The organism is Kitasatospora sp. NPDC001175 (assembly GCF_053598215.1).
The window spans coordinates 25,762-37,527 of record NZ_JBSFJU010000046.1; the positions used below are offsets into that span (position 1 = coordinate 25,762).

10 protein-coding genes are annotated in these 11,766 nt (G+C 69.5%); 5 read left to right on the forward strand and 5 right to left on the reverse strand.

The features are described from left to right. Nucleotides 1-9: 9 nt before the first annotated feature. Genes ACWDAK_RS27615 through ACWDAK_RS27630 form a run of 4 tightly spaced genes read left to right on the forward strand, consistent with a single transcriptional unit; the run spans nt 10 to nt 3,540 of the window. The gene (locus ACWDAK_RS27615; protein WP_344640250.1) at nt 10-402 is read left to right on the forward strand and encodes a GntR family transcriptional regulator; all 393 of its coding nucleotides are present in this window, start codon (nt 10-12) and stop codon (nt 400-402) included. Then, the gene (locus ACWDAK_RS27620; RefSeq protein WP_427395059.1) at nt 399-1,298 is read left to right on the forward strand and encodes an ABC transporter ATP-binding protein; all 900 of its coding nucleotides are present in this window, start codon (nt 399-401) and stop codon (nt 1,296-1,298) included. Before ACWDAK_RS27615 ends, ACWDAK_RS27620 begins: the two co-directional genes overlap by 4 nt. Next, on the forward strand, nt 1,298-1,996 hold the full coding sequence (locus ACWDAK_RS27625) for a hypothetical protein (RefSeq protein WP_344640248.1): 699 nt from the start codon (nt 1,298-1,300) through the stop codon (nt 1,994-1,996). The genes ACWDAK_RS27620 and ACWDAK_RS27625 overlap by 1 nt, the downstream gene beginning before the upstream one ends. Continuing rightward, on the forward strand, nt 1,993-3,540 hold the full coding sequence (locus tag ACWDAK_RS27630; protein WP_427395058.1) for an ArnT family glycosyltransferase: 1,548 nt from the start codon (nt 1,993-1,995) through the stop codon (nt 3,538-3,540). The genes ACWDAK_RS27625 and ACWDAK_RS27630 overlap by 4 nt, the downstream gene beginning before the upstream one ends. A 1,481-nt stretch (nt 3,541-5,021) precedes the next feature. Here the strand turns inward: ACWDAK_RS27630 and ACWDAK_RS27635 are convergent. The 5 genes from ACWDAK_RS27635 to ACWDAK_RS27655 form a co-directional block, all read right to left on the reverse strand. Continuing rightward, nucleotides 5,022-5,300 (reverse strand): hypothetical protein, encoded by a 279-nt coding sequence (locus ACWDAK_RS27635; RefSeq protein WP_344640246.1) that lies wholly within the window; start codon nt 5,298-5,300, stop codon nt 5,022-5,024. A gap of 145 nt (nt 5,301-5,445) precedes the next feature. Continuing rightward, complete coding sequence (locus tag ACWDAK_RS27640) at nt 5,446-7,185, reverse strand: DUF6895 family protein (protein ID WP_427395065.1); 1,740 nt, start codon at nt 7,183-7,185, stop codon at nt 5,446-5,448. Between the two features lie 87 nt (nt 7,186-7,272). After that, entirely contained in the window at nt 7,273-7,470 is a 198-nt protein-coding gene (locus ACWDAK_RS27645; protein ID WP_344640244.1) for a hypothetical protein, read from the reverse strand. A gap of 2,405 nt (nt 7,471-9,875) precedes the next feature. Further along, complete coding sequence (locus ACWDAK_RS27650; RefSeq protein WP_344640243.1) at nt 9,876-10,040, reverse strand: hypothetical protein; 165 nt, start codon at nt 10,038-10,040, stop codon at nt 9,876-9,878. A gap of 245 nt (nt 10,041-10,285) precedes the next feature. Continuing rightward, entirely contained in the window at nt 10,286-10,783 is a 498-nt protein-coding gene (locus tag ACWDAK_RS27655) for an IPT/TIG domain-containing protein (RefSeq protein WP_344640242.1), read from the reverse strand. Nucleotides 10,784-11,448: 665 nt separating this feature from the next. Between ACWDAK_RS27655 and ACWDAK_RS27660 the strand changes: the two genes are divergently transcribed. Beyond that, complete coding sequence (locus ACWDAK_RS27660; RefSeq protein ID WP_427395057.1) at nt 11,449-11,658, forward strand: DUF5988 family protein; 210 nt, start codon at nt 11,449-11,451, stop codon at nt 11,656-11,658. Nucleotides 11,659-11,766 lie beyond the last annotated feature (108 nt).

An 11,766-nucleotide genomic window follows, 5' to 3' on the forward strand; every position in this document is an offset into this window, starting at 1 on the left:
GGAGGCATGATGTCACTGTCTGATGGCGACGGCCCGATCTTTGCCCAGATTGCCGCCGAGCTGGCGAACCAGATCGCCGACGGAACGGTGGGTGAGGGAGAGCGGGTCGCATCCACTAACGAGATCGCGGCGTTCTACCGGGTCAACCCGGCCACGGCGGCGCGCAGCCTCACCGTGCTCGCGGAGCAGGGCCTGGTGGAGAAGCGGCGGGGCGTCGGCATGTTCGTCGCGAAAGGCGCGCGGGAGCGGCTGGTGCACGAGCGGCGACGCCGCTTCGCCGACCGCTACCTGCGGCCGCTGGTGGTCGAGGCGGCACGGCTCGGGATCGGTCTTGACGAACTGCTCGGGCTGGTGCGCGAGGAACTGACCTCGACCGAGGTGACGACGGGGGTGAAGGCGTGACCCCGGCGATATCGGTGGCCGGCCTCAAGCGCCGCTACCGCGACCACCAGGCGCTGACCGATGTCACCTTCGAGATCGACACACCGTCCATCACCGGACTGCTGGGCCGCAACGGTGCCGGGAAGAGCACGCTGCTGCGCATCCTGGCAGGTCAGGAGTTCGCCACCGCCGGCCGCGTGCGCGTGTTCGGGGCCGAGCCGCTGGAGAACGACGCGGTCCTGCGCCGGCTGATCCTCATACGGGAGGACCAGACCTACCCCGATCTGCGGGTTCGGCACGCGGTCACAGCGGCGTCGCTGATGTACCCGAACTGGGACGCCGACCTGGCCGGCACGCTGCTGGACGCCTACGAGCTGCCGCCGGCCCGGCCGATCAAGAAGCTGTCGCGCGGCATGCGGACCGCCCTCGGCATCACCATCGGGCTGGCCGCCCGCGCCGAATTCACCCTGTTCGACGAGCCGTACGCGGGCCTGGACGGGGTCGCCCGCACGCTCTTCTACGACCAGCTGCTCGCCGACTACACCGCCCACCCGCGGTGCATCGTGCTCTCGACCCACCTCATCGACGAGGCCGCCGACCTCCTGGACCGGGTCCTGGTCCTCGACCACGGCCGGCTCGTCCTCGACGCGCCCGCCGACGACCTGCGCGGCACCGCCACGACCGTCACCGGCCAGGCCGGCAGCGTGGAGCGGCTCGTCGCCGGCCGCACGACGCTGAACCGGCGCACGATGGGCGCGCAGACCACGGCGGTGATGGTCGGCCGGCTCGACGACCGCGACCGCGAACTCGCCGACCACCTGTGTCTTCGCCTGGAGCAGGTCACCCTCCAGCAGCTCGCGGCCTACGCGGCCGAGCACCACGACCGAGCCGAGCTCATGGCAACGAGGACACCCTGATGCGTTCCACCCCGATTGTCACCGTCGTCCGCTACCTGCTCCTCGACCGCGTCACCTACCTCGTACTGCCCTGGGCATGGGCGGCCTTCGGCTTCGTCCTCGACGTGGTGATCCTGCGGCTCATCCCGGCCGGTCACAGTGACCACCGCTGGGTCGGCGGCCTGGTCGCGGTCCCGCTCGTCATGCTCGTCGTGGGCGCGCAGTCGGTTGCCCGCGCGCTGCCGTTCGCCCTCACCCTCGGGGTGAGCCGACGCACCTACTTCCTCGGCGCCACCGCACTGGCCCTCGCCCTGTCCGTGGGCTTCGGACTCGTCGTCGTGATCGGCCAGATCCTCGAACGCGCGACCGGCGGATGGGGCATCAACATGGCCTACTTCCGCGTCCCCCACCTCCTCGACGGCCCCTGGTACCTGTCGTGGCTCACGGCGACGACAATGTTCGTCCTCATGTTCGTCTACGGGATGTGGTACGGCCTGGTCTACCGCCGCGCCGGACTGCCCGGCACCACGGCGTTCGGCGCGGCACAACTCGGCGCGCTGGCCCTCGCTACGCTCGTCGCGACGTGGGCACACGGCTGGACGGGCATCGGCCACTACCTCGGCACCGTCACCGCCACCGGCCTCACCGGCGTCCTCGCCGTCGCCGTCGCTGTCCTGCTCGCCGGCGGCTTCGCCACGATCCGACGGATGACCATATGAGCGCGGCAGAGATGGTGGACGTGGGGCGCGCGGCGCAGGACGGGCAGGACGGCGAGCGGATAGCACCGCTGGCCCGGCGGGTGTTCGCCGTCGCGGGGGTGGTATTCGCCGTGCTGATGGCGCTGTCCCAGCGTTACGGATTCCACCGTGACGAGCTGTACTTCCTCGACTGCGCCCGGCACCTCCAGGCGAGTTACGTGGACCAGCCGGTGCTCGCGCCGCTGATGGCCCGGGTCTCGCTGTCGCTCTTCGGGGTTTCGGCGGTGGGCCTGCGGCTGTGGCCGGCGCTGGCCGCCGCGGGCACAGTGGTCGTGGGCGCCCTGACCGCGCGGGAGTTCGGCGGCGCGCGGCGGGCGCAGCTGCTCGCGGCGATCGCGACGGGCACCATGCCCGTGCTGCTTGGCAGTGCGCACGTTGCCAACACGACGTCTTACGAACTGCTGGCGTGGGCGGCGATCGCGTTCGTGGTCGTGCGGATCGGCCGCACCGGCGACACCCGGTGGTGGCTCGCCGCAGGGGTGCTGGTCGGCCTCGGCGCGGAGTTCAACCACCTTGCGGCGATCTTCGCAGCCGTCCTGCTGGCTGCGGTGCTGCTCGGCCCTGCCCGCCGGACCGTGTCCGACCGCCGACTGCTCGCGGGTGCGGTGATCGCCTCGCTGCTCGTGCTGCCCGACCTGTGGTGGCAGGCGCACCACGGCTGGGCCATGTTCGAGATGACGCGGGCGCTGAACGGCGAGCACGGCGGCCCGGGCAACATCCTCACCTGGCTCATGGGGCAGCTCGGCATGTCCTGCCTGGCGATGACCCTGCTGTGGATGGCGGGCCTGCGGTTCCTGTGGCGGTCCGGTCAGCCGCTGTGGCGTGCTCTGGTGATCGCGTACGCGGCGTTGTTCGTCCTGTTCGCCGTGACGACCGGAGCGCAGGTGTACTACCTGGCCGGGCTGTACGTGTGCCTGCTGGCGGCCGGCGCGGTCGACCTCGACAGGTGGCTGTACGCCCGACCGGAGCGGTTGTGCGGCCTGGTGATCGCAACCGCCGTCTCGGCCGCGCTGTCCGCCGTGGTCGTGCTGCCGGTGCTGCCGGCCTCCGGCGTGGCCTGGACGTACGGCACCAGCCCGATCTCGGGGGAGACCCAGGGCTGGCCCCAACTGGTCGGCACCGTGCGGCAGGTGTGGACCGGGCTGCCCGCCGAGCAGCGCGCGAACGCGGTGATCTTCGCAGCGGACTACAGCGAGGCCGGCGCCATCAACGAACTGGGCCGCACCGCCGGGCTGCCCACCGCAGTGAGCTCCCAGAACACCGACTGGTGGTGGGGCCCCGGCAACCCGAACGCCACCACCGTGATGGCCATTGCCCCCGGCCCCGACTACGCCCCCGGGTATGAAGCCCACCTGCGCCAGTACTTCCGGAACGTCCGCGTAGCTGCCACCCTCACCAACCCCGACGGCGTGCACAACATCGAATCGGGCGGTCACGTCTATATCTGCACCGACTCCGTCCGCCCCTGGGGCACGACCTGGCCCGAACTGCGCAACTACGCGTGATGCCCACCGGGCTGCGCTGGTGTTGCGGCACGCGAGACGCTGGCGCGGCCGGGCCCCGTCCTGTACCGGCGCAGGTCCATGCGTTCTCCACGGTGGATCGAGCGGCCTGAGGCCCGCGCGGTCACGAGGTCGGAACCAGCCATGATTTCCAGGCGGCTCATGCACCTCTCGTAAATGAGCAGTTGCGAGAGATGCCCCTTCCCCCTGGCACAGCGATCCCCTGCCGACGTGCTGACACTCTCAACCCGCCAGCTTGACAGGGAACCTCTACGACCCCGCCACCATCCGCCCCATCCCGCAGCCCTCGGACGCCGCCGCATCGGCAGGCCTCACCGCGACAGGGCCCGGTTCGAGGGCGCGCCATGACCACCGCCCCCCGCCAAACCCACCCTCGCCGAACTCCTCGAACAGACCTCACCGGCAACCCGCGCCCGCCAGGCCGCCGCCACCGTCGCCGTCCACCCACCCCTCGCGCCGCTGCTTCCCCATGGCGGGCTGGCTCGCGGCACCGTCTGCGAATCCGCTGATCTGTCGCTGCTCCTGGCGCTCGCGGTGGGGCCGGCGGATGCGACGCCCGCGACCTGGTCCGCGGCCGGACCTCGGGCTGGCGGACCTCGGGCTGGCGGCGGCGATCGGCCACGGCATCCCGATGCACCGCCTCCTGCTGGTCGACGAGCCCGGCGAGCACCTGGCCGAGGTCGTCTCAGCTCTCGCTGCTCCTGGTTCGGCCGCCGGACCGGACGGAGCCGCGCACAGCAGCCCGCCTGGCCGCCCACCTGCGCCGTACCGGCTCGGTCCTCTTCTTCCTACGGGCCCTGGCCGGGCGGCGCCCAGCTGCGCCTGGAGGTCACCGCCGCCGCCTGGTCCAGGCTCGACGATGGGCATGGGCAGCTGCTTCACCGCCGGGTGACAGTGCAATCGAGCGGGCGGGGGAGTGCGGCCCGTCTGTGGACCGCTGAGCTGTTGCTGCCAGACGACCAGGGTCAGGTGAGTGTGCCGGCGGCGGAGCCCGGGGCGGTGCCGGTTGTCGACGGTGTTGCGGTGTGATGCCGACAGTTGCTGGGGGCCTTGTCATCTGGTCCCTGGGCAGCTGTGGCCGGCCCCCGCCCAGGACTACGACGGGACATTCGGCGACGTGGCCGCGTTCATCGGCGAGCGGAACGACTCTGCCCGCGCCCGGCCAGGCCGCCTCGCGTGCGGCCGTCACCGGTGCCCCATCCGGTGCTGGGAACCGGCAGCCGACCCGTCCGCGCTGACCGAAGGTGTCCAGTCGGACCGGCGGGTCCGCGTTCGCGCGGGGCCGGGCCAGTCCGGATGGCTCCACCGCCTTGCCGCGCGCCGGCGTCCTCGGCCCGTCCGAGGCCACGACGCCGCACAGCTGCCGGACGCCCTCGCGGAGAGCGTCCGGCAGCGCTGACGGCGTGGCCCGGGGTGCGGCTGCGGCCCGCAAGGGGTGCCGCAGCCGCGAGCGGTCACAGGTGTCAGGCGCCCGTGCCGTTCCACTCCGTCGGCCGGACCGCGGCGCCCGTGCCGTTCCACTCCGTCGGCCGGACCGCGGCGCCCGTGCCGTTCCACTCCGTCGGCGAGCCCACCGATCCCGTGTTGTTCCACACTGACGGCGCCGGTGCCGCGCCGCTCTGCGCGAAGGTGGTCCCGGCCGCCACCGTGCCTGCGGCGCCGGCCAGCAGGGCCGCTAGGCCCAGCCTGGCCGCCGTCGGGCGCAGCCGTCCGGCGCGGCCCGGCGCTCCGGGCTTCGTCACTCGTGCGATCTTCATCTCGATCCCCCCGCTTCCGTGGTCACGCGATTGGCGTGAGCACGGCCGATCATCGGCCGTGCGAACGGGATTGTTCCAGTCGATGATCACGACCAACAGCGATTTACGACATCGGTTCCACAGCGAGCTATCAAAGGTCGTACAGGCATGACAGGGCGACGACGCACCCCTGGGTCCAGATGCGTAGCGCCGTTGCTCGTTCCCGGTGGCCGTCGCACGCCGGGTAGCCGAAGGCGCCTGTGGGGTGCTGCTGGCCGAGCAGGAAGTCGACCCCGTCGCGGGTGATCCGGTGGTCGGCCCAGCCGAGCAGACCCAGTCCTTGGAGGAGCGCGGCGACTTCTTCGAGCCGGTAACTCCGGCAGGCGGCCGGTACCGCGGCTGCGAACCGCTCTGCGACGAGGTGCCAGGTGGAGAGGTCGTTGCCGAGGCGATGCGGTTCGCCATCGGCATACTGCGCAAGGGCTGCGGCGGTGACTGCAGGCGCGCGGTTCCCTGCCAGCAGGCTCGTGGGGTTCGTGGAAGCGAGAAGAAGAGCCGCATGCTCCGGGGTGAGTCGGCCAAGGTCCCGCAGCCGGCTGACTCCCCCGGCCGCGGTCGCAGGAATGACGGTGAGTTCGGTGAGCGCTGTTGCCGTTTCCGTCAGGAACCGGTCGAGGGAGTCGCAGGTCAGCCCGGCGGCCGAAAGGCCTCGCGCGCACTCGGCGACGGAGTCGACGCCCTGCCGGCCCCAAGCCACCGGCTGGTCGAGGATGTTCCTGGCATGTTGCGCCAGACTGCTGAGAGCCCGGGCGGCGAGTTGTGGTTCCCCCACCGAGCGTGCGCCTCGCGCGGCAGCGCCCGCTGCCGGGACTGCGTCGTCGAAGGACACCTCGAGAGCGGCCTCGGCCAGCCAGGCGGTGGCACGCCGGATCGCGTGCCCAAGTCCTCCCTTGCCGATGGACCGGGCCGGCGAGGGGCTCGCCTGCCGGAGGACGGCCGGGTCGCGGGCGAGGTGCCCGGCCAGCGCCGCGACGATCGTGGTGTGATAGCCGGTGGCCCAGTCGCGGTATTCCGCGTCGCCGTTCTGGAGTTCCGGCGGAAGGACCCCGTCCGGCCCGGCGACCCGCCCGCTGGGCTCCTGCACGTCGGCGAGAAACGCCCAGGCCCGTGCCACCTCGGGCGAGTCGTGGATCCTCAGGCACAGCAGGCAGCAGAGCAGCTCGGCGACGAGGTCGGCGTTCTCCTTGCGGCGACACAGGAGGCTGAGCGACTCCAGCATTTCCACGGCCCGGGACAGATCGAATCCAGTGGGCCACCGCGGAACACGCCGACCGAAATCGGTGGCGTAGAACACGGTGTGCGTGATCGCGTAGATATCGCCGTCGCTCAGCTTCAGCACGGATGGATCCGCACAGAACAGGGAGAAGGGCAGTACAGCGCCGACCGCTGGCATCCCGTGATCGATTCCGGACAACTCCAGTGTGTGCAGCAGGTCCAGCTGCCGAAATGGAACGCGCTCGAAGCAGGCCGCATAACGCCCGGCGACCGCTTGCTCGATGAGGCGCTCGAATTCACTGTCGCGCTGCCCGCACAGCCGCCGTGACGCGTAAGTGCCCGCGTACAGGAGCAGGGCCCGCTCGTCGCGTGCGACGAGCTCACGATACGAGGCGCGGGACGTCACCTCGGTGACCTGGTCGAGCAGCGTCCGATAGTCGGCGTCGTCGCCGAAGGACCCGGACTCTGCCCGGGCACGGAGTCCGACCAGCAACGCGACCTCGACAAGCGCCTTGCGGACGAACAGCACGCGCCCCTTCTCGGCTGCGTCGGGGTCGAAGCGGGAGCGGTGCGCGGCCAGCCAGGAGACCGCTGCGCGTTCCACCGTGCGCCACATGTCCGTCACAGTCGCCCCCTGATCCGATGTCACAGACCCCTTGATTATGTTTCTGGGGTGGGAGCCCCTGCGCGACGCGGTCTCCGGCTAGGCCTGCGAAACGTCCTCGGCCACGGACGGGACAACGAGCACGTACTTGTCCCAGGCCAGCACATAGCCGGCGATTTCTCCGAGCGTGGTGGTCGCACTGACCAGCTGCTCCAGAGTAGTGTTCATGTTGATCAGCCCGCTGTTCTTCAGGAAGGCGAGAGCGGCCCGGGCGTCGACATTCGAGCAGTTGGTCATGGCGAACCTCCACTGAGGTCGTTCTTTCCGCGGAATTATCACGCGGAGCGCTTGTTCCCGATTGTGTCGACGGTTTGCGCGAGTGTCATCGGCAGATACTCGGATTCACTCGAATGGTGCAATCTGAACATGATATTTTGTTTTGCCTGTGAGTGGATTTCGTACTGCCCCTGCTGTGGCCGGACACGGGTGACGCGGGCCCAGCAGCGCAAAGCGCGGCCAGCGGGGAAGGCGCCCCCTTGGCATGGGTGACGAGGGGGCGGACTAGGCAGGAGACCTGCCAAGCGAAGATCACCTATCCGCACGGCGCCGGGTCGACCTCACCCGTCGCTGCACACCCCCAAGCCCCGTCGAGACCAGCCCCGCTGCTCCTGGGAGTGCTGATCGCGCTGGTCCTCTTGCTCGCCGCGATCCTCCCGATCACCACCTACCGCCGTCGACGCGGCGACCCGGCACACGACTCGAAGGCCGTCATCGCGTGCTGTCTTCCGGGTCGTCAGGTGCGAAGAGGCCGTGGCGGGTTTCGGGGGCGCGGGGGTGCCGCCGCCGTGGGGCCAGGGTGTGGGCCTGCTCGGCGCGCTCGGCCAGACATGCGCCTGGGGCGTCGGCGGCGTCCATCCCAGTCGAAACCGGCGCCGCCGGCCGTCCGAGCCTTGCAGGCCCGTGCTGTCGCTGATGTGCTGCGCCCGGTCGAGGACGTCGCACTGGCGGCGGCGTCGGCGTAGTCGGAGGTGTGGCCGACAGCCGCCAAGAGCCGGGTCAGCAGCGTACGGCCGTAGCCGTGCATCCACTCCTGCGAGTGCGAGCGGCCCGCCACCGCGTCGGTGGCCCGGGCACCGTCTGCCGCCCGGTCCCGGTTCGTCTTCGGCAGCGACGACGCAAACCCACGCACCCAACGACACGTCACCGGGCGCGCGAGGGACGCGTTCGAGATCGCCCGGCACCACCAGGGCGACATTTGTGGCGAGGACGCCCGCGCGGAGGCCCCCGCAACGCATTGCCGCCGGACCGGCATTGCAGCCGCCGCGCTCCCGCCGGTGCCGGACGACGCCGTGCTCAGCCTGGACGGCGACCAGCGGAAGCACCTGCACGCCGTCACCGCTCACCTCGACGCCAGGCATCATCGTCCGCCGGTAGCGCTCCGAGAAGGAGCCCGCGTTGGTGGTCCGACCGCGCCATGGGACCCGGGAGATGAGGTGCCAGCGGTCGGTCCAGCGCCGCGCGCTCGGCCGATCGGGTGACTTGGCAACGGGATTCTTGTAATCGTTTCACTCCTCTGGATTACATTTTTGTATCCAAACCGGCGGGCCGCCCATCCCTCTCCGGGGGAACGCAGCAGGTGGCGTGTCCGCTTCCTCTCCCGAACGGGGAGTCGTCCGCGCTCAGGCCGACCTGCCGCGATGGGCAGCCCCTGAGAGGACTTGGATCCACCGGCCGACGTCGATCCCTGCGTCGGCCGGTGTGGCCCATATGCGCCAGGAGGCGTCATGGGGGCGACCAAGGCACTCCGGAACGTGCTGGCCGCGTTGAAGGCCAGGGGTCGCTCCACGCCGACGCGAAGGGGCTTTGGTGCGCGGTCATGCTGTTGGCGACGCTGGCTGTGGCCGATGCTTCTGTACACGGCTTGTCGCTGGCGACCCGATAGCGGGGCTGTGACGCCGCTTGTGCTTCCTTGGCTGGGACGGATCCGTCCGGACCGGTTTCTTCTGTCACTCCGGTCGGCTCTGTCCCGCAGGACGGCGCCGCCGATGAGGGCGGTGAAGGTGTCTCCCGCAGCGCCGACGCGGCGGCTGCAGTTCGGAAGCCATGGGCGGCACCGGAAACCGAATGCCCGGCGCCGCAGCGCTCTCCGTTGGAGATTCGATTCCGCGGCCACGTCTTCCGATTCCTGCAGCAGCCGGACAACGGCGGCGCCGACGGAGGACCCTCCGCTGCGGTCGGCGGGAGGATTTTGGAACCGTCGGCGGGACGTCCGAGGTGATGAGCGGTCCAGTCGAGCGGCTTCGCGTCCTGCCGCCAAGGCATGCGGACCGGTTCTGCGAGGCAGCCCTGTCGAAAGCGCACGGAAAACTGATTCGTACATGCGCTGAGCCGTCTCCGGCTTTTCGGCTGCCGTATCGGGCCCGGTTCGGTACGCGGTGCTGGCTTTCCCTCGGCATCTTCCGACACGACGTGGAGTGTAGGGCGGTCTCGGACTTCGGCAGTGATGCAGATCGGTGTGGCAAGCGGCATGGTCGGAAGCTTCGCGAATCCGTCACCGCCGGATCGGATGACGTCCCCCCGGCTACGCGCCCGGCTTGATCGAGGCGCCGCCGGCAGTGGCCGGGACGGTCCTATCGCTTGATTTCCGTCGGCGGCGGATCCGGCGAACACCGGGTCAACGCCCAGTTCGACGACACATCATCTCATTCTGCGCTGTCATCCCGGCGGCGCGCCGGCTGCGAACCCGAGGATTGCGGCTCGATCACGCAGGCGGGTATCGGCGTGCTCGGGATCGGTTCGGCGGAGGCCGGCACATCGTCGCCAGCATCCTCGGGTATCCGGATGATGAAGATCGGACGAAGGATCACAGAGCTCATAATTCGCATACCGAGATCACCGCCACTGATCCTGGCACGCAGACCGCTCTCGCCGATCCGGCGTTCCGCCGGCAGTGAAGTGGAATCTCGTGCTGCCGGGCTCGGAGGCGTTTTTGCCTTTCAACGCCGTTGAGCTCCGGCAGGTGCTGTGGACCTGCCGGAGCTCACGACGAGTGCTCCTGCCTCGGTTCCGGCGCGAAGTGGGCGGGCTGCCGCTGCACCTGCGCCCGGCCGTCCTACAGGTAGGTGTAGCTGGCGCCGTTACTGGTGCCGGCTCCCGTGGTCACGGTGACCTGGACCGTTCCGCTTCCGGGGGGAGAGATCGCCAGCACGGCGCCATCACCGAGAACGGTGAAGTTCGCAGCCGGGACGGCTCCGAAGGTCACCGCGGTGGTGCCGGACAGGTGGGTGCCCACGATCAGGACAGGGAGGCCACCCATGGCCAGGCCGACCGGAGGAACCAGCGCCATGATGACCGGCGCGGCCGGCTCCTGGTAGGTGTAGTTCACCGGGTTGCTGGTGCCCGAGGGCGTGGTCACGGTCACCGGGACCGTGCCGCTTCCGGCCGGCGCGGTGGCCGTGATCGCCCCGTCGAACAGCACGGTGAACGTCGCCGGGGTGCTGCCGAACGTGACCGCCGTGGCACCGGTCAGGCCGCTGCCGACCAGCGTCACGGTGTTGCCCCCGGTGGCCGGACCCTGCGAGGGCACGATAGCCAAGAGAATCGGTGACATTTTCTTTCCCCTTCCCCGTACTGACGCCGGCGGGCCATCTCGGCCCGGCCGTCTGGGCGTCTCCATTTCAGGCTAGGAGTCACCTGATGGAGCATCAATGGCAGAAAGTTCTCTGACGAAGCATCAGCTGACGAGGGGAGTGACTTTTTCTCGATGCGCCGTCAAGTTGCCTTGACGATCAAATGCGAAGCCGTTCGGCGAATATCTACGGCGGCCCACCGGAGCGGTAGACCGCGACTGATCCGCCCGGAGATGTGCCGGATTGTGGCTTATGGTCCGGGTTGAGGCATGGCGTCATGTGTGCGGCTTGCTGGGCTTTCGGCTAAAGGTGGTCGCGATTCGTGCGAGGTGTCAGCTGGAGCGGCGGCTGGCCCTCCCGTGAAAAGATCTTCGGCGACCGATTTGATCCGTGCGGCTGGGGAATTGGCTTCGGCTCGTTCTGTTGATCGAGGAGCCGACCCGAAGGGGCGGTAATAAAATCTGAACTATGCGCCTCGTTTGATTTGCAAGACGGCCGGGCGACGGGATGGGGGCGCACTTCCCCTAAAGCGCTCCGCCGGTCTCCTTGTCAGGCGTTTCGCGATCTTTCGTGCGGGAATTCACGGCGTGCTGCGAATTCTTGATTGATCGCGGCATACTCTTCCGCCTCCGAGGGGGTGAGTATCATGCCTCGCTCACTGTCCGTCCTTCTCGAAGGGGGGCCGGATGGCATACCGAGGATTCTTAACGTGCTTGTCGACCGGTTCGAGGACCACATCAAGGTTGCATATCGAAACGGCTATGAGCACTTTGAATTCGCCAACGAATTTGCTGCTATCAGCGATGAGCGCCTTCCGGTCTACAGGTGGGTGTATCGAACCGCGATCGCAGAGTAGCCGATCACTTCGGGCGGATAGCGCTCGAATCCAGAAATCCGCCGGAAGGCGCTTTGAGACCCGGGCTCCGGCACCGACGTGTGCAGCCCGGGGCAGCTGCAGCCCCCG

Coding starts and splice junctions, on each gene's coding strand:
- ACWDAK_RS27645 (WP_344640244.1), bottom strand. CDS start 7,470: ATGACCAACTGCTCGAATGTCGACGCCCGGGCCGCTCTCGCCTTCCTG.
- ACWDAK_RS27615 (WP_344640250.1), top strand. CDS start 10: ATGTCACTGTCTGATGGCGACGGCCCGATCTTTGCCCAGATTGCCGCC.
- ACWDAK_RS27660 (WP_427395057.1), top strand. CDS start 11,449: ATGCCTCGCTCACTGTCCGTCCTTCTCGAAGGGGGGCCGGATGGCATA.
- ACWDAK_RS27630 (WP_427395058.1), top strand. CDS start 1,993: ATGAGCGCGGCAGAGATGGTGGACGTGGGGCGCGCGGCGCAGGACGGG.
- ACWDAK_RS27625 (WP_344640248.1), top strand. CDS start 1,298: ATGCGTTCCACCCCGATTGTCACCGTCGTCCGCTACCTGCTCCTCGAC.
- ACWDAK_RS27640 (WP_427395065.1), bottom strand. CDS start 7,185: ATGTGGCGCACGGTGGAACGCGCAGCGGTCTCCTGGCTGGCCGCGCAC.
- ACWDAK_RS27655 (WP_344640242.1), bottom strand. CDS start 10,783: ATGTCACCGATTCTCTTGGCTATCGTGCCCTCGCAGGGTCCGGCCACC.